Consider the following 24,037-nt stretch of genomic DNA (forward strand, 5'->3'; position numbering starts at 1 on the left):
TCTGATTCAATTCTGCAGGCATTGGCGCGGAATTCCCATGGGAATTCCCGCAGTGGCTGCAACGCGACAGGCGGCGCAATACGCGCCGCCGCGCCTTCAACGCTTGGCGAGTTGCTGCCAGGTGTCGATCACGCTGTCCGGATTGAGGGAAATCGACTCGATTCCCTGCTCCGCCAGCCAGAGCGCGAAGTCCGGATGGTCGCTGGGACCCTGGCCGCAGATGCCGACGTACTTGCCTTCGGCCTTGCAAGCCTTGATGACGCGGCTCAGCAGTGCTTTGATGGCCGGGTCGCGCTCGTCGAAGTCGGCGGCCAGAAGCTCGAGCCCCGAGTCGCGGTCCAGGCCGAGCGTGAGCTGGGTCAGGTCGTTCGAGCCGATCGAGAAACCGTCGAAGTACTTCAGGAACTCCTCGGGCAGGATCGCGTTGCTCGGCACCTCGCACATCATGATGAGCTTGAGCTCGTTCTCGCCGCGCTTCAGGCCATGCTCGCCGAGCAACGTGGTCACGCGCTCGGCCTGGCCCAGCGTGCGCACGAAGGGCACCATGATCTGCACGTTGACGAGGCCCATGTCGTTGCGCACGCGTTTCAGCGCCTCGCATTCCATGGCGAAGGCCTCGCCGAAATCCTTGCTCAGGTAACGCGCGGCGCCGCGGAAGCCGAGCATCGGGTTTTCTTCTTCCGGCTCGTAGCGGCTGCCGCCGATCAGCTTGCGGTACTCGTTCGACTTGAAGTCGGACAGGCGCACGATGACCTTCTTGGGCCAGAAGGCTGCCGCGATGGTTGCGATGCCTTCGGCCACCTTGTCGACATAGAAGGCACGCGGGGAAGCGTGGCCGCGGGCCACCGACTCGACGGCTTTCTTCAGGTCGTTGTCGACGTTCGGGTAGTCGAGAATCGCCTTCGGGTGCACGCCGATGTTGTTGTTGATGATGAACTCGAGCCGCGCCAGGCCAACGCCATGGTTCGGCAGCTGAGCGAAGTCGAAGGCGAGCTGCGGGTTGCCCACGTTCATCATCAACTGGATGTCGATCTCGGGCATCACGCCGCGCTGCACTTCGGTGACCTCAGTCTCAAGCAGGCCGTCGTAGATGAAGCCGGTGTCGCCTTCGGCGCAGCTCACGGTCACCAGGGTCCCTTCCTTCAGAAGGTCGGTGGCATCGCCGCAGCCCACCACGGCCGGAATGCCGAGCTCGCGCGCAATGATGGCCGCGTGGCAGGTGCGCCCGCCACGGTTGGTGACGATGGCGGCGGCGCGCTTCATCACCGGTTCCCAGTTGGGATCGGTCATGTCGGTGACGAGCACGTCGCCGGCCTGCACCTTGTCCATCTCGCTGATGTTGTGCACGAGCCGCACGGGGCCGGTGCCGATCTTCTGGCCGATGGCACGGCCTTCGGCCAGCACGGCACCCTTGCCCAGCAGCTTGTAGCGCTGCTCGGCCTTGCCCTGCTGCTGGCTCTTCACGGTTTCGGGCCGCGCCTGCAGGATGTAGAGCTGGCCGTCGGTGCCGTCCTTGCCCCATTCGATGTCCATCGGGCGGCCGTAGTGCTCCTCGATCACCAGCGCGTATTTGGCGAGCTGCTCGACGTCGGCATCGCTCAGCGAATAACGGTTGCGCTGCTCGGCCTTGACGTCGGTGGTCTTGACCAGCTTGCCGGTGGCCTTCTTCTCTTCGGGCGTCGCAAACTCCATCTGGATCAGCTTGGAGCCCAGGTTGCGGCGAATCACGGCCTTCTTGCCGGCGCGCAGCGTCGGCTTGTGCACATAGAACTCGTCGGGATTCACGGCGCCCTGCACCACCGTTTCGCCCAATCCATAGCTGGAGGTGATGAACACCACGTCTTCGAAGCCCGACTCGGTGTCGATGGTGAACATCACGCCGGCCGCGCCAAGGTCGGAGCGGACCATGCGCTGAACGCCGGCCGAGAGCGCGACCACGTCGTGGGCAAAGCCCTTGTGCACGCGATAGCTGATGGCGCGGTCGTTATAGAGGGAGGCGAAGACCTCCTTCATCTTGTGCAGCACGTCGTCGATGCCGACCACGTTGAGGAAGGTTTCCTGCTGGCCGGCAAAGGAAGCGTCCGGCAGGTCTTCGGCGGTAGCCGAGGAGCGCACGGCGAAAGAGGCGGCGGGGTTGCCAGCGCTCAGCTTGGCGAAAGCGTCCGCAATGGCTGTCTGAAGATCGGCCGGAAAAGGCTGGGCCTCGACCATGGCGCGGATCTCGGCGCCGGCCGCGGCCAGCGCTCGCACGTCTTCGGTGTCCAGCGCGGCAAGCCGCTTGCTGATCTTGTCGGCCAGTCCGTCATGGGCCAGAAACTGGCGGAACGCGTGCGCCGTGGTCGCGAAACCCGTGGGCACCCGCACGCCCTGCGGCAGCTGCGAGATCATTTCGCCGAGGCTGGCGTTCTTGCCGCCGACCGACTCGACGTCGGTCATCCTCAGGTTTTCAAACGGTACGACCAGGGCGGTCGCGTCGAAAAGTGCAGACATGGGAAAGCTCCAGAAGTTGAAACCGGTGCTGCATGCAGGCGGCGCGGCACGATCGTTGTCGTTGCTTTGGGTGCGGGCGCGGGGTGCATGGAAAGAATTGGGGCAAGGGAAAGCGGATTCCCGATAATGGCCCGGATTGTAGGCGCGGCGAGATTGCATGCGCCGCAGGACAAGGCCGCAAGAGCTACATCATGCACACACGCACTGTTTTCTTCATTTCCGACGGCACCGGCATCACAGCCGAAACTTTCGGTAACGCCGTGCTCGCCCAGTTCGAGATGAAGCCGCGCCATGTGCGCCTGCCGTTCACGGACACGGTCGACAAGGCCCATCAGGCGGTGCGGCAGATCAATCACACGGCTGAACTGGAGGGCGTTCGCCCCATCGTCTTCACGACCCTGGCCAACATGGAGGTGCTCGAAGTCATCGAAACCGGCTGCAAAGGCATGCTGCTGGACATGTTCGGCACCTTCGTGCGTCCGCTGGAGATCGAATTGGCGGTCAAGTCGAACCACCGCATCGGCCGTTTCAGCGACGTCAGCAAGAGCAAGGAATACGACGCCCGCATTGCGGCCATCGATTTCAGCTTGGCGCACGACGACGGCCAAAGCAACCGAGACCTCGAAGGCGCCGACGTGATCCTGGTGGGGGTGAGCCGCAGCGGCAAGACGCCCACGTCTCTCTATCTGGCAATGCAGCACGGTCTGAAGGCGGCCAACTACCCCCTGATTCCGGAAGATTTCGAGCGCCGCCAGCTTCCTCCGGCCTTGATGCCCTATCGTAAGAAGATCTTCGGGCTCACGATCCAGCCCGAGCGGCTGAGCCAGATCCGCAACGAGCGCCGCCCCGATTCGCGCTACGCGAGCCTTGAGAATTGCCGCCACGAGGTGGCCGAAGCCGAGGCCATGATGCGTCGAGCCGGCATCCGGTGGCTCTCGACGACGACCAAATCGATCGAGGAAATTGCCACCACCATCCTGCAGGAACTGAAACCGGAGCGGCTGGTGTACTGAACCTGCCGCCCGGTCGGCCCGCCGCAGCCGCGTTTCAGGCCGGGGCCGAAGTTCGGATCAGGTGATCGAAAGCGCCCAGTGCCGCCTTCGCGCCGTCGCCGGCCGCGATGATGATCTGCTTGAACGGCACCGTGGTCACGTCCCCTGCCGCGAACACGCCCGGCACCGAGGTTTGCCCCCTGGCGTCGACCACGATCTCGCCGTGCTTCGTCAGTTCGACCACGCCCTTGAGCCAATCGGTGTTGGGCACCAGGCCGATCTGGATGAACACGCCTTCGAGCTCGACCTTCTTCAGCTCGCCCGTCGCGCGGTCCTTGTAGACCAGGCCGTTGACCTTCTGGTCGCCGGTGATCTCGGTGGTCTGTGCGTTCGTGAACACGTCGACGTTGCTCAGGCTCTTGAGCTTGCGCTGCAGCACGGCGTCGGCACGCAGCGCCGTGTCGAACTCGATCAGCGTGACATGGCCCACGATGCCGGCCAAATCGATTGCCGCTTCGACACCCGAGTTGCCGCCGCCGATGACCGCAACGCGCTTGCCTTTGAACAGCGGGCCGTCGCAGTGCGGGCAGTAAGCCACGCCCTTGTTCTTGAACTCGTGCTCGCCGGGCACGTTGATGTTGCGCCAGCGTGCACCGGTCGAGATGATGATCGACTTGCTCTTCAAGGAGGCGCCGCTTTCGAGCTGCACCTCGATCAGGTCCTTGCCCGGTACCAGCGCCTTGGCGCGCTGCAGGTTCATGATGTCGACGTCGTAGTCGCGCACGTGCTCCTCGAGCGCATGGGCGAACTTGGGCCCCTCGGTTTCCTTGATGGAAATGAAGTTCTCGATGCCGAGCGTGTCGAGCACCTGGCCGCCAAAGCGCTCCGATGCCACGCCAGTGCGAATGCCCTTGCGCGCCGCATACACGGCAGCCGCGGCACCGGCCGGGCCGCCACCGACGATCAGCACGTCGAACGGGTCCTTGGCGGCGATCTTCTTTGCCTCGCGCTCGACGCCGCTGGTGTCGATCTTGGCGAGGATTTCTTCCAGGCTCATGCGGCCCTGGCCGAATTCGGTGCCGTTCAGAAACACGGTCGGCACGGCCATGACCTGGCGTTCCTTGACTTCTTCCTGGAAGGTCCCGCCCTCGATCATCGTGGTGCGGATGCGCGGGTTCTGGATCGCCATCAGGTTCAGCGCCTGGACCACGTCGGGGCAGTTGTGGCAGGTGAGCGAAACGTAGATCTCGAACTCGAAGTCGCCGTCGAGTGCGCGGATCTGGTCGAGCACGGCTTGCTCGACTTTGGGTGGGTAGCCGCCGATCTGCAGCAGCGCAAGGATCAGGGACGTAAATTCATGGCCCATCGGCAGGCCGGCAAAGCGCGGGCCATGGTTCTCGCTCGGACGGTTGACCGAGAAAGAAGGCTTGCGATGGTTGTCGTCGCGGCTTTCGGTCAACTTGACCAGCGGCGACACTTCTGCGACGTCCTTCAGCAGCGACAGCATTTCGCCCGAGGCCTTGCTGTCGTCGAGCGAAGCGACGATCTCGATCGGCTGCGTGGCGCGTTCGAGGTAACTCTTCAATTGGGCTTTGGTGCTTGCGTCGAGCATGACGGACTCACTTTCGATAACTTAAAACTATCAACTTGGGCCGAAAAAGCCCGGGGCCTTGTGAGCGCCCGGGCTTTCGCGCGGGACGCTTAGATCTTGCCGACGAGGTCGAACGACGGTGCAATGGTCTTGTCGCCCTCATTCCACTTGGCCGGGCAAACTTCGTTCGGGTGGGCGGCGGTGTAGACCGCTGCCTTCAGCTTGCGCAGGGTTTCCTTGACGTCACGGGCGATTTCGTTGGAGTGCACTTCAGCGGTCTTGATGATGCCTTCCGGGTTGATCACGAAGGTGCCGCGCAGTGCCAGGCCTTCTTCAGGGATGTGCACGCCGAAAGCGTTGGTCAGCGTGTGGGTCGGGTCGCCCACCAGCGGGAACTTGGCCTTGCCCACGGCGGGCGACGTGTCGTGCCAGACCTTGTGCGAGAAGTGCGTGTCGGTCGTCACGATGTAGACCTCGGCACCCAGCTTCTGGAACTCGGGGTAGTTGTCGGCCGCGTCTTCGACTTCGGTCGGGCAGTTGAAGGTGAAGGCCGCCGGCATGAAGATCAGCACGGACCATTTGCCCTTGAGCGTCTCGTCGGACACATCGATGAACTTGCCGTTGAGGTAGGCCTGGGTCTTGAAGGGTTGGACTTGAGTGTTGATCAGGGACATGGTGATTCCTTGGATGCTGCGGGTGGACAAAAATAAGTGCGAGCCATGAGTATAACTACCAAATGATAGAAAGCCATAGCTATGAGCTATCGATTGCATCGCTGCGGCCTATGAAAGACAAAGGCACCTTCGCCCTCGCCTCCTGCTCGAATACGAACGTGTATCACCATCAAACGCATGCAGACCAGTGCAGCATGGGATTGCTTGCAAGAGCTCGCTCGCCCCTCTCACAATCCCTACTTTCAGAACAAGGAAAACAATCATGAAGGGCGACCCCAAGGTCATCGAACATCTGCAGGCGCAGCTCAAGAACGAGCTCACCGCAATCAACCAGTACTTCCTGCACTACCGGATGCTCAAGCACTGGGGCCTGGACAAGCTGGCCAAGAAGGAATACGAGGAATCGATCGGCGAAATGAAGCACGCCGACAAACTGATGGACCGCATCTTCATGCTCGACGGCCTGCCCAACCTGCAGGACCTGGGCAAGCTGAACATCGGCGAGGACGTGCCCGAGTTGCTGGGCTGCGACCTCGGCGCCGAGACCGGCGCGCAAGCCACCATCAAGGACGGCATCGCCTATTGCGAAACCGTGCGCGACTACGTCTCACGCGACCTGCTGCAAGAAATTCTGGACGACACCGAAGAGCACATCGACTTCCTGGAAACCCAGATCGATCTGATCGACAAGGTCGGACTGCAGAACTACCTGCAATCGCAAATGGGCGAGCTCAGCTGATCTCAAGGCCCGGCGCCTTCGTCAGTCGACGTCGCCCGGCGCCTTGGGGCGCTTGCGCCCGCTGAGCATGGCGGCCACCAGGTTTTCCCTGTGCCGCCAGCTCGTGAAAGCTACGCCGGCCAGGTGCAGGGCAATCAAAGCCACCAGCACCCAGGCCAATGTGCGGTGGAGCCATTCCACCCACGCCAACCCCCAGAACATGTCGAGCGAGTACATCCAGCCCGTGACGCCGACGGCGGCCACCACGGCCAGCAGCGCAAGCACCATCCAGCCGCCCAGCGGGTTGTGGCCCAGGTAGCGCTTTTCGCGCTGGGCAAGCACCTGGGCCGCATAGCGCCGCACTTCCGACGGAGATCGGACGAACTGCCGGAACCTGGCATAGCGCCCACCTAGCCCGCCTCCGATACAGCGACCCGCGACCAGGGCGAGTGCCACGTAGCCCGCCCATTCATGCTGCCGCAGCAGCGCCTCGCCGCTGAACCATGCCACGGCAATGGCGACCACCAGCGCCCAGTGCGTGGCACGCAGCCAGAACGCCCAGACCCGCGTCGACGGACGCGCGACAGCCGCACGCACCGCGCGGCTCCTCAGGATGGCTGCTTCACCTGTCCGACCTTCTCGAAGGTCTTGGGATCGAAGAACGCCTCGGCGCGCTGGCCCTTCTCGTCGAAGCCATAGACCTCATAGCAGCCATTGAAGTTCTTGATCTGGCGGACCTTCCAGCCTTCGGAGGTCAGCTTGCGCTGCAGCTCCATTTGCGGGCGCATTTCCTCCTTGGCTACCGGTGCGCACTTGACCGCGTCGTGCTCGACGAATTGTGCGGAGGCAGATGCGGACCAGAGGACAGCGGATGCGGCCGCAAGACAAAGAAGTGACTTGTTCATGAATGATCTCCTGGCATTGCAGGTGCCACGCCGCGGCTCAGACGTCGAGCCACATGCGCAGCAGGTTGTGATAAGTGCTGGTAAGCCCGATCACGCCCGGATCGGTCTCGCCGTATTGGCTGCGCAGATGGCGCAGGTGGTTGTCCATATCGAACAGCAGCCTGCGCTGCTCGTCGCTGCGCACCATGCTCTGGATCCAGAAATAGCTCGCGATACGAAGGCCACGAGTGACGGGCTGCACCCGGTGAACGCTGGTGCCCGGATAAAGCACCATGTCGCCGGCCGCGAGCTTGACGCGCTGGGTGCCGAAGGTGTCCTCGATCACGAGTTCGCCGCCGTCGTATTCGTCGGGCTCGGCCAGGAACAGGGTGCACGAAATGTCTGTGCGCACCCGCCCCGTGCCATCGCGCAGAAAACGGACCGCGCTGTCCACATGATTGCCGAAGCTGTTCGCCGTACCGCCGTAGCGGTTGAACAGCGGCGGCGAAATCTGCTTAGGAAGCGCGGCCGAGAAGAAAAGCTGATGCCGCTCGAGCCCGCGCAGCAGCAGTTGCTGGACCGCGCGGGTTTCTTCGCAATCTTCCCTCAACTGCTCGTTGTTCTTCGCCTTGGCCGACTGCTCGCCGGCGGTCAGGCGGCCATCTTCCCAGGGCGCTTGGCCCAGGATTTCCCTGGCCTGGCGAACTTCGTCAGGCGTGAGGACTTCGCGAATGTGCAAGAGCATGAAGAGCGAAAGATCGGTTGTGCCGGTCTATTCTAGAAACGTGCTCCCACCGTGAAGAGCACCGTGCGCTTGGCACCGGCAATCGCGAAGCCCGGATAGAGCTGATCGCCGTAGAGCTTGTTCGTCACGTTGTTGACGTTGAGCTGCGCGTACAGATCAGGCGTGAACTTGTACTCGACCATCATGTCGCCCACCACGTAGCCCGGCGTGCTGTTGGCCAGGCTGGCGGCGCCGCTGGCGCCCTGCAGCGGCCGGTTCTCGGACGCGCCGCGCACACCGCCCGCGATGCGCAACTTGGGCGTGGCCTGGTAGCTGATCCATGCGGCGCCGCTGTGCTTGGGCGTCAGGCCGACGCGCGAGCCGACGGTGCCCGGCGTTGCGGTGCTGCCGACCTGGTCGATCGTTGCCTTCGGGATGTAAGAGTACGAGAAATAGACTTCCCACTGCGAGGTCAGGCGGCCGACCACGTCGAGTTCGAGACCCTGGGAATGGCGCTTGCCCGACAGCAGGTAGGAAGTGCTTGCAAAGTCCGAATCGGTGGTGCGCTCGTTGGTCTTCTCGGTACGGAAGAGGGCCGCGCGCGTCGACAGCTTGCCATCGAGCCAGTCGAGCTTGGTGCCGAGTTCGATGTTGCGGCTCTTCTCCGGTGGCGTGCCAGCGGTCTGGGGGGTCACGTACTGGTAGGTGTCAGCCGAAGAATTGAACGACGTGCTGTAAGACAGGTGATACGACTGCGTGGTCGAAGGCTGATAGAGCACGCCGGCGCGGTAGCTCCAGGCGCCCTGCGACAAATGGGTGGTCGCGACCGTCGGCAGCGGGCTGCCGGCGGAGTAGCGCTCGCGCGGATCGGTGCAGTTTGCCGTTTGCGTATAGCCGCGCGGGGCCGGAGTGGGCCTCACGCAGGCTGGGTTCGTGTAGTTGTACTGGTTGAAGTCGCCGCTGAGCCTGTCGTAGCGAACGCCGCCCAGAATCTTCCAGTCGGGCGCAACCTGGACCAGGTCCTGCAGGTAGAGGCCGATCGACTTGGCGGAATACGAACTCGAGTCGCGGTACACCGGCTCCACGAACGTGCCGCTCAGGCCGGCACCATCGTTCGGCGTGCCGACGAAGGTGTTGGCCCGCGAGCCCAGCGCGCGGCCGCGGAAGCTGTTGTTGAAGAACGCGTCGTTCTGGTAGCGGCTCGCTTCCTCCTTGGAAGCATCGATACCGGCCAGCAACTGGTGCTTCATGCCGCCCAGGTTCAGCTCCTTGCTGTAGTCGCTTTGCAGGTAGGTGCCCTTGTATTCGTCCTTGCGCGGCGTGAGGCCGCTGCGCGTGAGCACCGTGTAGTCGCCGAAGTTGGCCAGCGTGGTCGGCGCACCGAAAGTGGTGCTGGCACCGGCGGCGGTCGACCACTGGTTGCGGTCGAAGGTGCCGGAGCGCACCTGCGTGCGCAGTTCGCCGCCATCATCGAAGCGATGGAGCCAGGAAGCCGTGCCGTAGGTGGCTTGGCCAAGGAGCTTATCTGCCGTGGTGCCGTAGAAGCTGCCCGGCTTGATGGGAGCGATTGTTCCCAGGCTGCCAATGGTGGGCACACCGCTTGCGTTGTAGCCGGTAATGCCTTGGCGGCCGGTCGCCACCCAGCGAACCGCCGACAGCGGAACGTTGTCTACGTTCAGATGGAACAGGCCCACGGTAAATTCATTGGCCGTGCCCACGCCCCAGCTGTACGAAGGCGCAATGCCGTACTTGTCTACCTTGGCGCCCCCGTTGTCGGCCTTGTTCCACATGCCGTTGATGCGCAGCGCCGAAGTCTCGCCAGTGCGCACATTGAAGTCGGCGGTCGTGCGGTAGTAGCCGCGCGAGCCAACGGTGGCTTCCACGTCGGTCTGGTCGGCAAGCAAGGGCTTCTTGGTCACCTGGTTGATGACGCCGCCGGTGGAGCCCCGTCCGAAGATCATCGATGCCGAACCGCGCAGCACCTCGATGCGCTCCAGGTTGAAGGTGTCGCGGTCGTACTGCGAAGGGTCCCGCATGCCGTCGATGAGCAAGTCGCCGACGGTCGCCACCGGGAAACCGCGCAGCCGGATGTCCTGGTCAGTGCCGTTCTCGGTCGCGGCGAAAGTGATGCCGGCCGAATAGTGCAAGGCGTCACGGAGCGTGTCGAGCTTGACGTCGTCGATGAGCTTTTCGGTGATGACGTTGATCGACTGGGGAATGTCGCGAATTTCTTGCGTTCCCTTGCCGATGTTGGTCTTCTTGGTCTGGACCTGGTCCTTGCCCTGCGTCTCGGCCTGTTCCGTCACCGTGACGGTGCCTAGCGTTCCGCCCTGCACCGTGGCCGGCGGCGTCTGCGCCCAGCTGCTGACCGAGGCAGCCAGCATCAGCGCCCCGAAAGGAAGCATTGCCGCTTCTCGCGCTACGGCATTCGGGGCGCCCGCGGCAGGAGCAGAAGAAGACACGGGGCGCGACAGACGCGCGCGCCGACGGACGACATTGGCCAAGATAACCTCCCGAAAAAGCCAAACGGCTGGATTTTTGAATGGAATGGCTGGCTAGGATCGGTGCTTGCACCGGCGTGGCTTGCCGAAATCGGGCTGAAGTGTAGTGCGAACGTAGTTCTTAATCATTCGCATTGAGATTCGCCGTTGCAAGAGAGCAACATTCCCCCAAACCAGTACCGAAGACCTATCTTCGGGATAGTTATTGAAAATGCGAGAGATTCGTATTTATAATCGGCTCGAATCCAAACCAGCCAGCCAACTGCCGCTTTCACCGCCATGATCGTTTGCGTCTGCCGCCGAGTCTCCGACCGTGAAATCGCACGTCACGTGCGGGCGGGCATGACTTTCGACGAAGTCCAATTCGAGTTGGGCGTGGCCACCCAGTGTGGCCAATGTGAAGGTTGTGCGCGCGATATCGTCGCGCAGTGCAGCGCCTCCCATCCGGTCGCCGCGTTGAACCGCGAATCCGGAACGAGTGCGATCCAGCTTGCCACATCCATTTCGGAAAGCAAGGCATGGAACTCTTCTCGGCACTCGGCGGCAGCCTGATATTCGTTGCAGGTTCGGTCTGGTGGATCTTTCGTAAGTAAACAGTAGTCGTAGCGGTTTTGCTGCAATCGGGGCACGTTTCGGCGTGCCCGCATTCGAATGGTTGATCGTGTCTGACCGCTTTGCCCCTCCCCCCTCCGTTCTGGGCCTCTCGCGCAATGCACTCATTGCCGGGGGCGTGATCCTGTTTCATGCGGCTGCGCTGTGGGCGCTGCAAAGCGGCCTCTTGCGCCGCGCCGCCGAAGTGGTGATCCCCGTCGAAATACTCAGCCAGTTCGTCGAGCCGCCCAAGCCGGCCGAACCGCCTCCTCCGCCCCCGCCGCCTCCGCAGCGCAAGCCCGAGGCCGTCAAGCCTCCGCCGCGGCCGGTGGCTGTTCGGGAGCCCAAGCCGACACCCGCGCCCGCTGCGCCCGTGGGCGTGCCCGAACCCCCTCCCCCGGCACCCGCACCCGTGGCAGAAGCCCCGGCGCCGCCTGCTCCCCCGGCGCCGCCGCCAGCTCCGCCCGCGCCGCCCGCACCGCGGACGATCGAGATCACGGAAGGCCAGACGCGCTACGTCAGGGAACCGAGGCTCGTGTATCCCAGCATGAGCAAGCGGCTGGGCGAATCCGGCACCACGGTCGTTTCGATCTATTTCGACAGCGAAGGCTTTGCCAAGCGGGTCGAACTCTTCAAGTCCAGCGGATTCGAACGGCTCGACGAAGCGGCGCTGAGCGCCGCACGGACCGCCCAGGTCACCCCTTTCAGACAAACGGGAGGCAATGCGCAGACCACATACCTTCTGCGTGCGCCCTTCTCATTCAAACTGAACTAATTTTTCTCTGGAGCAACTTCGTATGGATTCCCAATTCGGCTTGATGAACGTCTGGAACCAGGGCGACTTCGTCACCAAGGCCGTCGCGGTGCTGTTGATCGGCATGTCGCTTGTGTCGTGGATCGTGATCATCATCAAGGCCCTCGACGTCATCAAATACAAGCGCCTTGCCAAGCACTCGCAGGATTTCTGGCACAGCGAAGACTTTGCAACCGCGCTGAACAAGCTCGGCAAGGACGACAGCAACCCGTTTCGCGCGCTCGCGCTCGAAGGCCGCGAAGCGGCTGCGCACCATCGCAACACCAAGGCCCACCTGCATGACGCGCTGGACGTGAGCGACTGGATCACGCGCGCACTGCGCAACGGCATCGACGCATTCACCGCCCGCCTGCAGACTGGCTTGGCCATCCTGGCATCGGTCGGCTCGACCGCACCCTTCATCGGCCTGTTCGGCACCGTTTGGGGTATCTATCACGCGCTCATGAGCATCAGCACGGCTGGCCAGGCCACCATCGACAAGGTGGCGGGCCCGATCGGCGAAGCACTGATCATGACGGCGCTGGGCCTCGCGGTGGCCATTCCCGCGGTGCTGGGCTACAACGCGCTGGTGCGTGGCAACAAGTTCGTGCTGACCAAGCTCAACAGCTTTGCGCATGACCTGCACGCCTACTTCGTGACCGGCGCACGCGTCCAAAGCGGCACCGGCGACGCGATCGTGGTTCCGCTCAAGAAGGGCTGAGCATCATGGCTTTTGGTACCCAGGACGAACCCGATGAGGTAATGAACGAGATCAACATGACGCCGCTGGTCGACGTCATGCTGGTGCTCCTGATCATCTTCATCATCACCGTGCCGGTGATGAAGCACGCAGTCAACATCGACCTTCCCCGCGCCACCAGCGAGCCCGAGCAGCCCAAGCCGCAGAACATCTTGTTCAGCATCACGGCCGACGGGAGCTACTACTGGAACGAACAGAAGGTCGAAGACAGCGAGTTGCCGGCCCGCCTGGCGGCCGAGGCCGCCAAGGATCCCCAGCCCGAGCTGCACATCCGAGGCGACAAAGCCGTGCGCTACGAGCGCGTGGCCAAGGCCATGTCGCAGGCGCGAGAAGCGGGCGTGCGCAAGATTGGCTTTATTACAGAACCCGACGTGAAATAGGCCGCTACTGCACTAAAAAAAGTTGATCGCCGCGATTGACTTTTTATTGCGAATCATTATCATTCACTCATCGCTTCGATAAGGGAATCACAAATGCAAGCCAAGCCCAACGCCTTTTCTGTTCTGAGCCATCCCTCGCTCGACCAATCGGGGGGCGGACATGCAACCATCCAGGCCGCCCGTCCGGCACCCCTGGTCGAAAGCGCCGAGCTTCTCAAAGGCAGCAAGACAGTGGGCATCATGCACAACGGCTCCCTCTACCGGCTGCAGGCCACCAAACTCGGCAAGCTGATCCTTACCAAGTAAGCAATCAGCCCGCCCTTCGCGCAAGTTTCATCGTGGGGCGACTTGAGGAGATTTCATCTCCGAGGGTCGTTTTTTGCTAGCCAACGGTTCGCCGACTAGCCAAGCTTTTTTTTCCACGCTGAGCACTCAAACAAAAACGCCGACCCTTGGTCGGCGTCTTGCTTTGGGGCTCAGGTTCTCAGAGGCCGAGCGCGGCGATGCCGGCCTTGGCAATCTGGGCGTCTTCGTTCGACTTGACGCCGCTCACGCCGACTGCACCGATCACCTGGCCGTCCTTGACGATGGGCACGCCGCCCTCGAGCAGGCCCTGCACCGCTGGCGCCGTGAGAAATGCCGTACGGCCGCCATTGATGATGTCTTCGTAGACCTTGCTCTCGCGGCGGCCCATGGCGGCCGTATGGGCCTTCGCAGGCGCAATATGCGACGACAGTGCTGCGGCACCGTCCAGGCGCTGAAGCCAGAGCAGGTGGCCGGCATCGTCCGAAATGGCAATGGTCACGGCCCAATTGTTCTTGAGGGCTTCGGCTTCGGCTGCGGCGGCAATGGCCTTGACGTCGGAGAGTTCGAGGAAGGACTTGGTCTTCATGTTGGGAGCAGGGTTCGTAAAACCCGACAGCATAACGGCCAAAGCGCCCAGAACGCCGGCGCGGCTTAGGACCATCGCCCATACGGTCTTTTCGCTGGCCCCTCTTGCAGACCCCTAGAATGCGCCCAACTGCATCACTGCAGCAATCAAAGGAGCTACGGCCATGAACGACCGCGTTACCACCCTCGACACTTCCACCGGCTACGGCCAGGTGCTGCCGCAGGCTGAACGCCAACGCGTGCTGCGCAACACCTACTGGCTGCTGGCACTGAGCATGCTCCCCACCGTGCTGGGCGCCTGGATCGGCGTCAGCACCGGCATTACCCGCTCGCTCACGGGCGGCCTGGGCCTCATGGTCTTCCTCGGCGGCGCCTTCGGTTTCATGTTCGCCATCGAAAAAACCAAGAACTCGGCCGCCGGCGTGCCGGTGCTGCTGGCCTTCACCTTCTTCATGGGCCTCATGCTGTCGCGCCTGATTGCGATGGTGCTGGGCTTCAAGAACGGCCCCGAGCTCGTCATGACCGCATTCGGCGGCACCGCTGGCGTGTTCTTCGTGATGGCTTCGCTGGCGACCGTCATCAAGCGCGACCTGTCCGGCATGGGCAAGTGGCTCTTCGTCGGCGCGCTGGTGCTGATGGTGGGCGCCATCATCAACGTCTTCGTGGGCTCCAGCGCGGGCATGATGGCCATCTCGGTAGCGGCCATCGGCATCTTCTCGGCCTTCATGCTGTATGACCTGAAGCAGATCATGGACGGCGGCGAGACCAACTACATCAGCGCCACGCTCGCGCTCTACCTGGACCTGTTCAACGTGTTCCAGAGCCTGCTGGCCCTGCTGGGCATTGCCGGCGGCGAACGCGACTGAACGAACGAGCAGCAAGGCGCCGCGTGCGCCAACGAAAAAAGGGCCCAACGAGGCCCTTTTTTCATGCCAGGTCGAACACCGCCATCGACTCGACGTGCGCCGTGTGCGGGAACATGTTGATCACCCCGGCAAAAGTGCAGCGGTAGCCGGCCTGGTGAACCAGCAGCCCGGCATCACGTGCCAGTGTGGACGGATTGCAGCTCACGTACACGATGCGCTTCGGCGGCGTCCAGCCATCGGTTCGCAGCTCGGGCTGCAGATGCAGGTCGGCCATGGCCTTGGCGAGCGCGAAGGCACCCTCGCGCGGCGGGTCGACCAGCCACTTGTCGGCGCTGCCGTCTGCCACCAGCATTGCGGGGGTCATTTCGAAGAGGTTGCGCGCCACGAACCGGGTCGGCGAAAGCGCCCTGCGGGCGGGCGTGGCCGGCTGGTTCTTCTTGAAGTTGTCGCCCGCACGCGCCACGAGGGTGTCGCTACCCTCGATACCCAGCACTTCGCGGGCACGGCTCGCCAGCGGCAAGGTGAAATTGCCGAGCCCGCAGAACCAGTCGATCACTCGCTCGTCGGGCTGCACATCGAGCAGGCGCAGCGCCTTGCCCACCAGCGCACGGTTGATGTGTGGGTTGACCTGCGTGAAGTCGGTCGGCTTGAACGGCATGGTCACGCCGAACTCGGGCAACTCGTACGACAGCGGCGTTCCGCCCTCCTCCAGCAGCTTCACGGTTTCAGGTCCCTTGGCCTGCAGCCACCACTGGACGCCCGCGTTCTGCGCCGCAAAGGCCTTCAGTCGCCCAATATCTGCGTTGGAGAGCGGCTGCAAGTGCCGCAGTACCAGCGCAATGGTGCCGAGCGCGGTCGTTCCGGGCGCATCGCCGCAGGCGAGTTCGATCTGCGGGCAGGTTTCGCGCGCATCCATGGAACCGATTAGCGCGCGCAGCGGCATCAGCATGTCGCTGACCTGCTTGGGCAGCACCGGGCAGACCTGCATGTCCGCGAGATAGCGACTCTTGCGTTCGTGAAACCCGATCAGGACCGTGCCTTTCTTGACCACGTGGCGCACCGAGAGCCGCGCGCGATAGCGGTAATGCCACGCCGGGCCTTCCATCGGCCGCAACACGTTCTCGGGCCGCACCTTGCCAAGGTGCCACAGGTTGTCTTCGAGCGCGCGCTGCTTCACCGCCACCTGCGCCGCGGCGTCCAGGTGCTGCATCTTGCAGCCGCCGCAGGCACCGGTGTGCAAGCCGAAATGCGGGCAGCCGGGGTGCACCCGCTGCGACGACTCGCGCCGGATGGCCGTGACCGTGCCCTGCTCCCAGTTGTTCTTGCGGCGGTGAACGTTGAACTGCACCTCTTCGAAAGGCAGGGCGCCCTCGATGAACACGACCATGCCTTCGGCGTTATGCGCCACGCCTTGCGCGTCGAGGTCGAGCGACTCGACCTTGAGCCATTCGTCCGCCGCGGTTGCCGGGGTTTTCGCGGGGACTTTCTTTTCTTCAATGGATTCCGTCATCCCCCGATTGTCTCAGCGCCAGCCGTGGCTTCCATCGCGGCGGCGGCCACGGCTAGAACAATGCGTCCCGCCCCACGCCGGAGCGGATCAGCTGGCGCCGCATCTTGGCCAGCGCCTCGTTCTGGATCTGCCGCACGCGCTCGCGCGTCAGGCCGAGACGAACGCTCAGCACCTCGAGCGTTTCGGGTTCGCGGTCGCGCAGGCCATAGCGGCCTTCCAGCACTTCGCGCTCGCGCGCATCAAGGGCGTGGACCCATTGGTCGAGCAGGCGCGCGACTTCGTGGGTCTGCGTGACGTCGGTCGGATCGCCGTGCTCATCGTCGGAAGCCACGGTGTCGGCCAGCGTAAAGGCCTCCTCGCCGCGTGCGTCGCCCGCATCGAGTGACCGCGGCGCCTCCGAAAGGGCCAGTAGTTCCGTAATTGCCCGCACGTCACGGCCCAGAAGCGCCGCGATGTCTTCCACCCGCACGCCGTCCGGCCGATGCACCAAGAATTCCGCGTCGCCTTCCAGCGTTCGGCGCGCCCGCAGCACCTGCTGCAGTTCGCGCACCACATGCACCGGAAGGCGGATGGCACGGGCCTGGGTCATCACCGCGCGCTCCACCGACTGGCGGATCCACCAGGTGGCGTAGGTGGAAAAGCGAAAACCGCGCTCGGGCTCGAACTTGGTGATGGCATGCATCAGGCCCAGATTGCCTTCCTCGATGAGATCGGAAAGCGGAACGCCGCGGCCGAGATAAGCCTTGGCGATGTTCACAACCAGCCTCAGGTTGTGTTCGATCATCGATTGCCGCGCTTCGAAGCTGCCAGCGCGCGCGGCGCACGCCGCCTGGTATTCCTCTTCTGGCGTGAAGAGTTCGGTTCTCCGCACCTGCCGCAGATAGATCGTCAGGGCATCCGCGCCTTCGCCGCCAATCGGCGGCTCGGTTGTCGCTTCGAATTCTGGGGAGAAGGCGGGCCTGGCCGGCGCCGCGTCTTGCTGGCTGTTCTCTACAGCCCGGCCCCGGCCCGCCGGCCGACGCACAGCAAGCGTGCGACGGAGACGAGCGGCGGCCATGGCATCACCGGCTCGGCAGGTAGCGCGCCGGATCGACGGGCTTGCCCTGTCGGCGAATTTCGAAATGCAGCTTCACGCGATCCGCGTCGCTGTTGCCCATTTCGGCGATCTTCTGGCCCTTTTGCACTGACTGGTCTTCCTTCACGAGCAGCGTCTGGTTGTGCGCATACGCCGTGAGATAGGTGTTGTTGTGCTTCAGGATGATCAGGTTGCCATAGCCGCGCAGGCCAGCGCCGGCGTAGACCACACGCCCGTCGGCCGCGGCCAGCACCGCATCGCCGGCCTTGCCGCCGATATCGAAACCCTTGTTCTTGGCATCGTCGAAGCCAGCGATGAGCGTGCCATGCGCTGGCCAGATCCAGCCGAGGTCTTCGTCGGCCGAGTTCGAGGCGGGCGCCGATGGCGACGCAGTGACCGGCGGCTTGCCGGCCGCGGCGCTCGCAGGTGACGTGGGCACCACGACCGATGGCGGCGCCACGGGCTTGGTCACCACGCCATCTGCGGGTGCAGGGGCGGGCGCGGCCGCGAGAGAGGTGGCCCCGCTCGCCGGTCCTACCGGCGGAATCACGCGCAGCACCTGGCCGACTTCGATCAGGTCGGGGTTCTCGAGATTGTTCCAGCGGACGATGTTCTGCCAGCTTTGACCCGTTTCGTTTCCGATGCGGCGAATCGTGTCACCGGGCCGCACGGTGTAGTAGCCCGGCTTGCCGTAATTTTCGATGCCCGGCAGCGGCTTGCCCGAAGCATCGGTGGTGATGAGCGGGCCACCGGGTGCCGCACTGGGCGCACGCGTCATGGTGCCGCGGTCTTCGACCGGTGCCGGCCCTCGCGGTGCGGCGCAGCCAGCGATCACGAGCACAACGGCCAACGTGATACCAGCGCACCAACTCCGATTGCCAAAACCCTGCATTTGTTGTTCCTTCAAGCGATGCCCGATTTTAGGGGGACAAAGTGAACCGCCTCAAGAATGCGGCGCTCGAGTCCGCGGGCGGTTTTATCGATGACGACGAGGGCCTGTCCGCCCCCCGCCGATTGGGTGGGAGCGACGATGCGGCCGCCCACGGCGAGTTGTTCGGTCCAGGCTTCGGGGACTGCTTCGCCGCCGGCCGCGGCAATGATGCCGGCATAGGGGGCGCCCTTGGCATAGCCCACCATGCCGTCTCCCAGCATCAGGTGCACGGTTGCCAATCGGAAGTGACGCAGATTGGCGCGTGCGCGCTCATGCAGGCCGCGCAGGCGCTCGATGCTGTAGACCTCCGTGGCCACGTGGTTCAGCACCGCCGCCTGGTAGCCGCAGCCGGTGCCGATTTCCAGCACGCGCCCCAGGCGCTCCTGCGGTTTGCCGGCCAGCGCGGGCGCACCCAACAGCAGTTCGATCATTCGAGCCACCACGCTAGGCTTGGAGATGGTCTGGCCCAGCCCGATGGGCAGGCTCGTGTCCTCGTACGCCTGGTTGACCAGCGCACTGTCGACGAAGCGATGCCGCTCCACCGTGCCCAATGCGCGCAGCACGCGCGGATCGGAGATGCCCTGGGCGGCAAGTTTCTGCACCATGCGCGCGCGCACGGCATCGGAAGCCATCGAGGGCGTGGTGGGCACCATCGGCTTCGCCGGCACAGCGGGCAACCGCCCTCGCGTGGCGGCTGAAGCAGTGGGTGTCAGGCGAACCGGGAATCCAGGCCGTTGCGTGGCCATGTCAATTGCCGAGACGGGCAACCGTCTCGCGCCATTGCCCCAGGTTGGCATGGTCTGTCAGGTCGATCTGCAGCGGCGTCAATGCGATGTGGCCAGCCGCGGTGGCGTGAAAGTCGGTGCCTTCGCCGCTGTCCTTGGCGCTGCCGGCGCCTGCAATCCAGTACATGGTCTCGCCGCGCGGGCTTTCCTGCGTAATGACTTTTTCCGCCGCATGGCGGCGGCCCAGGCGGCACACCTTTATCGGTTTGAGTTCGTCGAATGGCCGGTTCGGCACGTTCACGTTGAGCAGGAAGGCGCCGCCATCCAGCATGCGCTCGCGCTCGATCTGCTGCACCAGCCGCCGCGCCACCTGCGCAGCCGCAGCGACGTGCGCCCAACCTTTTTCGATTTGCGAGAAGGCGATGGCCGGAATGCCGAACAGATACGCCTCCATTGCCGCGCCCACGGTGCCCGAATAAATGGTGTCGTCGCCCATGTTGGCGCCGTTGTTGATGCCGGACACCACCAGATCGGGCCGGTAGTCGAGCAGCCCCTTGAGCGCGATGTGCACGCAGTCGGCCGGCGTGCCTGTCACATAGCGAAAACCGTTGTGTGCCTTGTGCACGTACAGGGGCGCCGCGAGGGTGAGTGCATTCGATTTGGCGCTGTTGTTGTGCTCGGGTGCAACCACCTCGACATCGGCGATGTCTTTCAGAGCGTCGTGCAATGCGACGATGCCAGGTGCCTGAAAGCCATCGTCGTTGGAAATGAGTATCTTCATGGTGCTTTTCGGTGCCCGGATTGTAGGCGCCGGGTGGGTCGCAGCAGGGACAAGGGCGCTCTGCCGCGCCCCCTATCATCGCCTCGCAATCATTGCCCACCCCCGACCGATTCAAAGGAGACCCGAGCATGCACGCATGGCTTTGCGAAAACCCCACTGGCGTCGACGCGCTGACCTGGAAAGAACTGCCCACACCAACGCCGGGTCCGGGCCAGGTGCTGATCGAAATAAGAGCCGCGAGCCTCAATTTTCCCGATCTGCTGATCGTTCAGAACAAATACCAGATGAAGCCGCCACTGCCTTTCGTGCCGGGCTCCGAATACGCTGGCGTCGTTCAGGCGGTGGGCGAAGGTGTGACGCATCTCAAGGTCGGACAAAACGTTGCGTGCCTCTCGGGCACCGGCGGATTTGCAACGCATACATTGGCACCCGCTGCGTTGTGCATGCCGCTGCCTGAAGGCTTCGGCCACGTCGATGCGGCGGCATTCATCATGATTTATGCCACCTCATGGCACGCATTGATGGATCGCGCTCAATTGAAAGCCGGCGAAACGGTTCTGGTGCTCGGCGCTGCCGGGGGCGTGGGCACCGCGGCCATCCAGATCGCAAAAGCGGCGGGCGCCAAAGTAATAGCAGCCGCTTCGACTGACGAGAAATGCGAGCTCTGCCGCTCCATTGGCGCCGACGCCACCATCAACTACACGACGCACGCACTTCCAAACGGGTTTCGCGATGCCATCAAGGCCGCGACCGACGGCAAGGGCCCCGATGTGATTTACGATCCCGTGGGCGGCGATTTCGCCGAGCCGGCATTTCGCTCGATTGGCTGGCGCGGCCGCTATTTGGTCGTTGGCTTTGCCTCGGGCCCGATTCCTTCGCTGCCATTGAATCTGACGCTGTTGAAAGGCGCTTCGCTGGTCGGTGTGTTCTGGGGCGATTTCGCCAAGCGCGAGCCCAAGGCCAATGCACAAATGATGGCCGAATTGGCCCACTGGTACGGCCAGGGAAAGATCAAGCCGGTGATCGACAGCACCATGCCGATGGCGCAATTGAAGGCGGCCTACGCCCACATGGGCTCGCGCGGCGTCAAAGGAAAACTCGTGATGGTGAACTGACGCGCCGCTGCGCCAGAGTTCTTCCTGCAATAAAAAAGCCCGCGCATGCGGGCTTTTTTATGGGCAGTGCCTCAGCAGAGGTTCACTTGATCTCGAATTCGGACAGCGACTTGCCGGCAGCCAAAGCTTCAGTAACCCAGCGCGGCTTGCGGCCACGGCCACCGGACCAGGTTTCGCCGGTCGGGCCGCGGTATTTGGCCGCTGCCTTCGCTGCAGGAACGCCTGCACTGCGCTTGACCGGGGCGCCGCGTGCGCTCAGTTTCAAGTCAGAAGCCGTCAAGCCGTATTCGGCGATCTTTCTGCGCACATCCTCAATGACGCCAGCGCGCTCTTCGTTGCGAAGGTCTTCGGCCTGCTTGCGCAATTGCGCAATCTGCTCGTCGTACTTCTTGATCTGAGAATTGATATCGGCAAGGGTCGAAGCCATTTTTGGACTCCTGAAAATTGGAAACGGGCGGATTTTAATTCAGTTCCAATTTAAAACAAGCAGGACACGGTGAGAAAAAACCCTTGGCGCACGCGGATTCGACAGCGCGCAGCCGAAAGCTCGTTGCCACGGGCGTTTTATCGAACAAATGGAAGAAGGAGGACTCCAAGCGCCCGCAAAGCGGTAGCCGGAAATGACAACGCCGGGGCTGGCCCGGCGTAGTGGTTTTCCAAGGACGCTATTGCGCAATAGCAGTCAGGAAGAAATTTTGGGGTGGCTGATGGGACTCGAACCCACGACGACCAGAATCACAATCTGGGACTCTACCAGCTGAGCTACAGCCACCGCAGAGCCCGCAATTGTAGCGGCAAAAATGGCCGTTTTCGCCACCCCGACTGGTTCATGCACTTGAAAATCTTCTCAACCCGTTGCCAACGGGCCCGCTGGCGCGGCCTCCTCGATCTTGATCGAGCCGTCCGGCCGCTCCCAGGTACCAATCAACAGGCCGCTTGCAAGCGCATGCTCGCGCAGGGCGTTGAAGACCTCATCGCGCCCCGGAGTGGCAGAAAACAACGGCGCTCCGCCAAGAGCAAAGATCTGGAAGGCATATCGGTGTGCGCCGTGCCCCGGCGGTGGATCGGGCGGCAGCCAGGCTGCTTGCAGCGCGGAATTGCGTCCGACATGCAAGCCGGCGGCACCGTCGTTGTCGCGGCTTGGAATGGCCGCCTCGTCGAGCTTGCCTTCGCTTGGTCGCAGCCCCACCACGATCGCGTGCACCAGGGGATTCGGGGTCGGCGAATCGGCGTCCTCCACCACCAGCACCAATGAGGTGGTTTCCGCCGGAAGATCGGTCCATTGCAGCGGCGGCGAAACGCCTTCGCCATCGGCGGTGTAGCGCGGCGGCAAGGGTGCATGGTCCGCGAAGGCAACGCTGGTGAGCGCGATCGATGCCATACCCTGGCGCATGCCCAGCGTATTGAAAATGATCTTGTCCAGGCCCGCGCGCATTCCATGCAACGCGTGACCGATGACTTCTGGCAGTTTCTCGAGCATGGCGCCGGTATAGCGCGGCGCGCCTGCGCGACCTGTAGGACGCTGCACCATGCACGGCATCGCCATCGACGGCAAAACTACCAGACCGCGGTTTCATCAATTTGGCGAGGCTTGGCGCCTGTATTGCTCCGCTATCATCGATGCCACCTGCACCGACGGCGCAGGATCTCTATGCGCTCCCATTCACCGCCAAAGGATTTTTCATGAGCATCGTCTGGACTATTCTGATCGGGTTCATCGTGGGTCTCGTGGCGCGCGCCGTCAAGCCGGGCGACGATTCGGCCGGCTTCATCGTCACCACCCTGATCGGCATTGCGGGATCGTTGATCGTGACCTATGTCGGCCAGGCCATGGGCTGGTACACCGCGGGACAGGGTGCGGGCTTCATTGCGTCCGTGCTGGGCGCGATCGTGCTGCTGGTTCTCTACAGCCTGATCAAGCGCAAGAGCTGACACAGGGAGGCAGTGCGCACCGTGCCGCGCATGCCAAGGGCCAAGCATCACGTCTACGTGGTCGAGCTCGACGACCGCGTCTGGAACCACGGCCGCTTCCGGCGCGCCAATCCCGGCTACCAGCTCGGCAAGCCGTTTGTGTACGTGGGAATGACCGGGCTCGACCCGGACGTACGCTTCGACAAGCACAAGGCGGGCATCCAGGCCAACAGCTTCGTGAAGGAATTCGGCCTCCGGCTATTGCCGACCCTTTACGAACGCTACAACCCGCTGAGCTACGAGGACGCGCGATCGATGGAGGTGGAGCTCGGCATCGCGCTGCGCAAGAACGGCTACGGCGTCTGGCAGGCCTGACATCGGCGCCCTCCCCGCGTCCGTGCTTCGTCAGGCGTAGGTCACCCAGCCTTCATAGGCCGGTCCATCCAGGTGCGGCAGCGTGTTGTACGTCACCAGCATGTGGCGCTTGGGCGTGAAGGCAAACTCGGTCACCGCCGTATTGCGGATGCGCAGATTGAGTTCGATCGTGGTTTCAGGGCTCGTACCCAGTACATGGCCGACAGCCGTGCTGATCGGCCCGCCACTCGACACCACCAGCACCTTGGCGCCATGGTGCCGGTCGCGAACATGGTCGAGAGCCGTCGTCACGCCCGCCAGAAAATCAACGTAGCTCGGCATGCCGACAGGCTGCGTCTTGCCTTGCATCCAGGCACCCAGTCCGTCACGCAAGAGGCGGAAGTGATGCCGGTACATTTCGGGCGTATCGGGCTTCTCGAGCTTGCCTTCGTGAATGGTGGCAATCAACGCTTCGCTGTCGTACTCGTTGAGCCCGGGCCACGGAAGCACGTCGTTGCGCGTGAGGCCAAGCCCTTGGGCAATGCCCTCCCAAGTCTGGCGATGCCGCTTCAGCGTGCCGGTGATCACGGCATCGAAATGCATGCGGCGTTCGCGCCAGTATTCGCCCAGGCGCGCCGACTGTTTGTGTCCGAGCTCGCTCAGGTTGTCGTAGTCGACGGCGCCGAAGCTGGCCTGGCCATGGCGCACAAGATAGAGGGTTCCCATGCAGGCGATTCTGGCAACAAGCGCATGGTGCGCTTGTCCCACGTGCGACGGGCG

At 63.3% G+C, this 24,037-nt stretch carries 27 protein-coding genes and 1 tRNA gene; 11 read left to right on the plus strand and 17 right to left on the minus strand.

The window, feature by feature from the left end; all coding sequences use genetic code 11:
* Nucleotides 1-96: 96 nt before the first annotated feature.
* The gene (ppsA, locus tag J2X92_RS07460) at nucleotides 97-2,490 is read right to left on the minus strand and encodes a phosphoenolpyruvate synthase (RefSeq protein ID WP_307574593.1); all 2,394 of its coding nucleotides are present in this window, start codon (nucleotides 2,488-2,490) and stop codon (nucleotides 97-99) included.
* 191 nt (nucleotides 2,491-2,681) lie between these two features.
* Here ppsA and ppsR point away from each other — a divergent pair, with 191 nt between their 5' ends.
* Nucleotides 2,682-3,503 carry a posphoenolpyruvate synthetase regulatory kinase/phosphorylase PpsR gene (gene ppsR / locus J2X92_RS07465; RefSeq protein WP_028258849.1) on the plus strand — a complete coding sequence of 274 codons (822 nt, stop codon included), beginning with the start codon at nucleotides 2,682-2,684 and terminating at the stop codon, nucleotides 3,501-3,503.
* Nucleotides 3,504-3,537: 34 nt separating this feature from the next.
* Here the strand turns inward: ppsR and ahpF are convergent, their stop codons facing one another.
* Both ahpF and ahpC read right to left on the minus strand, forming a co-directional pair.
* Nucleotides 3,538-5,094, minus strand: coding sequence for an alkyl hydroperoxide reductase subunit F (gene ahpF / locus J2X92_RS07470; protein ID WP_307574594.1), 1,557 nt, complete (start codon nucleotides 5,092-5,094; stop codon nucleotides 3,538-3,540).
* An 89-nt stretch (nucleotides 5,095-5,183) separates the two neighbouring features.
* Nucleotides 5,184-5,747 carry an alkyl hydroperoxide reductase subunit C gene (gene ahpC / locus J2X92_RS07475; RefSeq protein WP_007830764.1) on the minus strand — a complete coding sequence of 188 codons (564 nt, stop codon included), beginning with the start codon at nucleotides 5,745-5,747 and terminating at the stop codon, nucleotides 5,184-5,186.
* A gap of 262 nt (nucleotides 5,748-6,009) precedes the next feature.
* Between ahpC and bfr the strand changes: the two genes are divergently transcribed.
* Entirely contained in the window at nucleotides 6,010-6,486 is a 477-nt protein-coding gene (bfr, locus tag J2X92_RS07480; protein ID WP_307574596.1) for a bacterioferritin, read from the plus strand.
* A 21-nt stretch (nucleotides 6,487-6,507) separates the two neighbouring features.
* Here the strand turns inward: bfr and J2X92_RS07485 are convergent, their stop codons facing one another.
* From J2X92_RS07485 to J2X92_RS07500, 4 genes are read right to left on the minus strand one after another with little or no spacing between them, the layout of a single operon-like run.
* Entirely contained in the window at nucleotides 6,508-7,062 is a 555-nt protein-coding gene (locus J2X92_RS07485; protein ID WP_307574597.1) for a cytochrome b/b6 domain-containing protein, read from the minus strand.
* An 11-nt stretch (nucleotides 7,063-7,073) separates the two neighbouring features.
* Nucleotides 7,074-7,370 (minus strand): PepSY domain-containing protein, encoded by a 297-nt coding sequence (locus J2X92_RS07490; RefSeq protein ID WP_307574599.1) that lies wholly within the window; start codon nucleotides 7,368-7,370, stop codon nucleotides 7,074-7,076.
* Nucleotides 7,371-7,407: 37 nt separating this feature from the next.
* Nucleotides 7,408-8,094 carry a Fe2+-dependent dioxygenase gene (locus J2X92_RS07495; protein WP_307574600.1) on the minus strand — a complete coding sequence of 229 codons (687 nt, stop codon included), beginning with the start codon at nucleotides 8,092-8,094 and terminating at the stop codon, nucleotides 7,408-7,410.
* Nucleotides 8,095-8,126: 32 nt separating this feature from the next.
* Nucleotides 8,127-10,478: a TonB-dependent receptor gene (locus J2X92_RS07500; protein WP_307574601.1), complete on the minus strand. Its 2,352-nt coding sequence runs from the start codon at nucleotides 10,476-10,478 to the stop codon at nucleotides 8,127-8,129.
* A gap of 375 nt (nucleotides 10,479-10,853) precedes the next feature.
* On the opposite strand from J2X92_RS07500, the gene J2X92_RS07505 reads away from it, so the two are divergent.
* From J2X92_RS07505 to hemP, 5 genes are all read left to right on the plus strand, one after another.
* Nucleotides 10,854-11,126: a (2Fe-2S)-binding protein gene (locus tag J2X92_RS07505; RefSeq protein WP_018903007.1), complete on the plus strand. Its 273-nt coding sequence runs from the start codon at nucleotides 10,854-10,856 to the stop codon at nucleotides 11,124-11,126.
* A 106-nt stretch (nucleotides 11,127-11,232) separates the two neighbouring features.
* Nucleotides 11,233-11,940, plus strand: coding sequence for a TonB family protein (locus tag J2X92_RS07510; protein ID WP_028258857.1), 708 nt, complete (start codon nucleotides 11,233-11,235; stop codon nucleotides 11,938-11,940).
* Between the two features lie 22 nt (nucleotides 11,941-11,962).
* On the plus strand, nucleotides 11,963-12,679 hold the full coding sequence (locus J2X92_RS07515; protein ID WP_307574605.1) for a MotA/TolQ/ExbB proton channel family protein: 717 nt from the start codon (nucleotides 11,963-11,965) through the stop codon (nucleotides 12,677-12,679).
* Nucleotides 12,680-12,684: 5 nt separating this feature from the next.
* Nucleotides 12,685-13,098, plus strand: coding sequence for an ExbD/TolR family protein (locus tag J2X92_RS07520; protein WP_307574606.1), 414 nt, complete (start codon nucleotides 12,685-12,687; stop codon nucleotides 13,096-13,098).
* A gap of 93 nt (nucleotides 13,099-13,191) precedes the next feature.
* Complete coding sequence (gene hemP / locus J2X92_RS07525; RefSeq protein ID WP_307574608.1) at nucleotides 13,192-13,404, plus strand: hemin uptake protein HemP; 213 nt, start codon at nucleotides 13,192-13,194, stop codon at nucleotides 13,402-13,404.
* 178 nt (nucleotides 13,405-13,582) lie between these two features.
* Here hemP and J2X92_RS07530 read toward each other — a convergent pair whose 3' ends face one another.
* Entirely contained in the window at nucleotides 13,583-13,990 is a 408-nt protein-coding gene (locus J2X92_RS07530; RefSeq protein ID WP_307574610.1) for a GlcG/HbpS family heme-binding protein, read from the minus strand.
* Between the two features lie 163 nt (nucleotides 13,991-14,153).
* On the opposite strand from J2X92_RS07530, the gene J2X92_RS07535 reads away from it, so the two are divergent.
* Nucleotides 14,154-14,855 (plus strand): Bax inhibitor-1/YccA family protein, encoded by a 702-nt coding sequence (locus J2X92_RS07535; RefSeq protein ID WP_093011905.1) that lies wholly within the window; start codon nucleotides 14,154-14,156, stop codon nucleotides 14,853-14,855.
* A gap of 61 nt (nucleotides 14,856-14,916) precedes the next feature.
* Here the strand turns inward: J2X92_RS07535 and rlmD are convergent, their stop codons facing one another.
* From rlmD to surE, 5 genes are read right to left on the minus strand one after another with little or no spacing between them, the layout of a single operon-like run.
* Nucleotides 14,917-16,365, minus strand: coding sequence for a 23S rRNA (uracil(1939)-C(5))-methyltransferase RlmD (gene rlmD / locus J2X92_RS07540; protein WP_307574612.1), 1,449 nt, complete (start codon nucleotides 16,363-16,365; stop codon nucleotides 14,917-14,919).
* A gap of 52 nt (nucleotides 16,366-16,417) precedes the next feature.
* Nucleotides 16,418-17,422 (minus strand): sigma-70 family RNA polymerase sigma factor, encoded by a 1,005-nt coding sequence (locus J2X92_RS07545; protein WP_307574614.1) that lies wholly within the window; start codon nucleotides 17,420-17,422, stop codon nucleotides 16,418-16,420.
* A gap of 4 nt (nucleotides 17,423-17,426) precedes the next feature.
* Nucleotides 17,427-18,332 (minus strand): peptidoglycan DD-metalloendopeptidase family protein, encoded by a 906-nt coding sequence (locus J2X92_RS07550; protein ID WP_307574616.1) that lies wholly within the window; start codon nucleotides 18,330-18,332, stop codon nucleotides 17,427-17,429.
* Nucleotides 18,333-18,343: 11 nt separating this feature from the next.
* Nucleotides 18,344-19,117, minus strand: coding sequence for a protein-L-isoaspartate(D-aspartate) O-methyltransferase (locus J2X92_RS07555; RefSeq protein ID WP_307574618.1), 774 nt, complete (start codon nucleotides 19,115-19,117; stop codon nucleotides 18,344-18,346).
* Between the two features lies 1 nt (nucleotide 19,118).
* Nucleotides 19,119-19,877, minus strand: coding sequence for a 5'/3'-nucleotidase SurE (gene surE / locus J2X92_RS07560; RefSeq protein WP_307574620.1), 759 nt, complete (start codon nucleotides 19,875-19,877; stop codon nucleotides 19,119-19,121).
* Nucleotides 19,878-20,005: 128 nt separating this feature from the next.
* Between surE and J2X92_RS07565 the strand changes: the two genes are divergently transcribed.
* Entirely contained in the window at nucleotides 20,006-20,992 is a 987-nt protein-coding gene (locus J2X92_RS07565) for an NADPH:quinone oxidoreductase family protein (protein ID WP_307574622.1), read from the plus strand.
* Between the two features lie 82 nt (nucleotides 20,993-21,074).
* Here J2X92_RS07565 and J2X92_RS07570 read toward each other — a convergent pair whose 3' ends face one another.
* The 3 genes from J2X92_RS07570 to J2X92_RS07580 form a co-directional block, all read right to left on the minus strand.
* Entirely contained in the window at nucleotides 21,075-21,419 is a 345-nt protein-coding gene (locus tag J2X92_RS07570) for an H-NS histone family protein (RefSeq protein ID WP_307574624.1), read from the minus strand.
* A 269-nt stretch (nucleotides 21,420-21,688) separates the two neighbouring features.
* Nucleotides 21,689-21,764: transfer RNA gene (locus tag J2X92_RS07575), tRNA-His, on the minus strand.
* Between the two features lie 75 nt (nucleotides 21,765-21,839).
* Complete coding sequence (locus tag J2X92_RS07580; protein ID WP_307574626.1) at nucleotides 21,840-22,472, minus strand: YbhB/YbcL family Raf kinase inhibitor-like protein; 633 nt, start codon at nucleotides 22,470-22,472, stop codon at nucleotides 21,840-21,842.
* Nucleotides 22,473-22,675: 203 nt separating this feature from the next.
* Between J2X92_RS07580 and J2X92_RS07585 the strand changes: the two genes are divergently transcribed.
* Together J2X92_RS07585 and J2X92_RS07590 are read left to right on the plus strand one after the other, a co-directional pair.
* Nucleotides 22,676-22,924: a GlsB/YeaQ/YmgE family stress response membrane protein gene (locus tag J2X92_RS07585; RefSeq protein ID WP_307574628.1), complete on the plus strand. Its 249-nt coding sequence runs from the start codon at nucleotides 22,676-22,678 to the stop codon at nucleotides 22,922-22,924.
* Between the two features lie 30 nt (nucleotides 22,925-22,954).
* Nucleotides 22,955-23,278 (plus strand): hypothetical protein, encoded by a 324-nt coding sequence (locus J2X92_RS07590; RefSeq protein ID WP_307574630.1) that lies wholly within the window; start codon nucleotides 22,955-22,957, stop codon nucleotides 23,276-23,278.
* 30 nt (nucleotides 23,279-23,308) lie between these two features.
* On the opposite strand, the gene J2X92_RS07595 is transcribed toward J2X92_RS07590, so the two are convergent.
* Entirely contained in the window at nucleotides 23,309-23,983 is a 675-nt protein-coding gene (locus J2X92_RS07595; RefSeq protein WP_307574631.1) for a histidine phosphatase family protein, read from the minus strand.
* Nucleotides 23,984-24,037: the final 54 nt, after the last annotated feature.

This window comes from Variovorax paradoxus (genome assembly GCF_030811855.1).
Taxonomy (GTDB): Bacteria; Pseudomonadota; Gammaproteobacteria; order Burkholderiales; family Burkholderiaceae_C; genus Variovorax; species Variovorax paradoxus_L.

What these genes read in the sequence shown, in the direction of transcription:
- ppsA (WP_307574593.1), bottom strand. Translation starts at nt 2,490, where the DNA reads ATGTCTGCACTTTTCGACGCGACCGCCCTGGTCGTACCGTTTGAAAAC.
- ppsR (WP_028258849.1), top strand. Translation starts at nt 2,682, where the DNA reads ATGCACACACGCACTGTTTTCTTCATTTCCGACGGCACCGGCATCACA.
- ahpF (WP_307574594.1), bottom strand. Translation starts at nt 5,094, where the DNA reads ATGCTCGACGCAAGCACCAAAGCCCAATTGAAGAGTTACCTCGAACGC.
- ahpC (WP_007830764.1), bottom strand. Translation starts at nt 5,747, where the DNA reads ATGTCCCTGATCAACACTCAAGTCCAACCCTTCAAGACCCAGGCCTAC.
- bfr (WP_307574596.1), top strand. Translation starts at nt 6,010, where the DNA reads ATGAAGGGCGACCCCAAGGTCATCGAACATCTGCAGGCGCAGCTCAAG.
- J2X92_RS07490 (WP_307574599.1), bottom strand. Translation starts at nt 7,370, where the DNA reads ATGAACAAGTCACTTCTTTGTCTTGCGGCCGCATCCGCTGTCCTCTGG.
- J2X92_RS07495 (WP_307574600.1), bottom strand. Translation starts at nt 8,094, where the DNA reads ATGCTCTTGCACATTCGCGAAGTCCTCACGCCTGACGAAGTTCGCCAG.
- J2X92_RS07500 (WP_307574601.1), bottom strand. Translation starts at nt 10,478, where the DNA reads ATGCTTCCTTTCGGGGCGCTGATGCTGGCTGCCTCGGTCAGCAGCTGG.
- J2X92_RS07505 (WP_018903007.1), top strand. Translation starts at nt 10,854, where the DNA reads ATGATCGTTTGCGTCTGCCGCCGAGTCTCCGACCGTGAAATCGCACGT.
- J2X92_RS07515 (WP_307574605.1), top strand. Translation starts at nt 11,963, where the DNA reads ATGGATTCCCAATTCGGCTTGATGAACGTCTGGAACCAGGGCGACTTC.
- J2X92_RS07520 (WP_307574606.1), top strand. Translation starts at nt 12,685, where the DNA reads ATGGCTTTTGGTACCCAGGACGAACCCGATGAGGTAATGAACGAGATC.
- hemP (WP_307574608.1), top strand. Translation starts at nt 13,192, where the DNA reads ATGCAAGCCAAGCCCAACGCCTTTTCTGTTCTGAGCCATCCCTCGCTC.
- J2X92_RS07530 (WP_307574610.1), bottom strand. Translation starts at nt 13,990, where the DNA reads ATGAAGACCAAGTCCTTCCTCGAACTCTCCGACGTCAAGGCCATTGCC.
- J2X92_RS07535 (WP_093011905.1), top strand. Translation starts at nt 14,154, where the DNA reads ATGAACGACCGCGTTACCACCCTCGACACTTCCACCGGCTACGGCCAG.
- rlmD (WP_307574612.1), bottom strand. Translation starts at nt 16,365, where the DNA reads ATGACGGAATCCATTGAAGAAAAGAAAGTCCCCGCGAAAACCCCGGCA.
- J2X92_RS07545 (WP_307574614.1), bottom strand. Translation starts at nt 17,422, where the DNA reads ATGGCCGCCGCTCGTCTCCGTCGCACGCTTGCTGTGCGTCGGCCGGCG.
- J2X92_RS07550 (WP_307574616.1), bottom strand. Translation starts at nt 18,332, where the DNA reads ATGCAGGGTTTTGGCAATCGGAGTTGGTGCGCTGGTATCACGTTGGCC.
- J2X92_RS07555 (WP_307574618.1), bottom strand. Translation starts at nt 19,117, where the DNA reads ATGGCCACGCAACGGCCTGGATTCCCGGTTCGCCTGACACCCACTGCT.
- surE (WP_307574620.1), bottom strand. Translation starts at nt 19,877, where the DNA reads ATGAAGATACTCATTTCCAACGACGATGGCTTTCAGGCACCTGGCATC.
- J2X92_RS07565 (WP_307574622.1), top strand. Translation starts at nt 20,006, where the DNA reads ATGCACGCATGGCTTTGCGAAAACCCCACTGGCGTCGACGCGCTGACC.
- J2X92_RS07570 (WP_307574624.1), bottom strand. Translation starts at nt 21,419, where the DNA reads ATGGCTTCGACCCTTGCCGATATCAATTCTCAGATCAAGAAGTACGAC.
- J2X92_RS07580 (WP_307574626.1), bottom strand. Translation starts at nt 22,472, where the DNA reads ATGCTCGAGAAACTGCCAGAAGTCATCGGTCACGCGTTGCATGGAATG.
- J2X92_RS07585 (WP_307574628.1), top strand. Translation starts at nt 22,676, where the DNA reads ATGAGCATCGTCTGGACTATTCTGATCGGGTTCATCGTGGGTCTCGTG.
- J2X92_RS07590 (WP_307574630.1), top strand. Translation starts at nt 22,955, where the DNA reads ATGCCAAGGGCCAAGCATCACGTCTACGTGGTCGAGCTCGACGACCGC.
- J2X92_RS07595 (WP_307574631.1), bottom strand. Translation starts at nt 23,983, where the DNA reads ATGGGAACCCTCTATCTTGTGCGCCATGGCCAGGCCAGCTTCGGCGCC.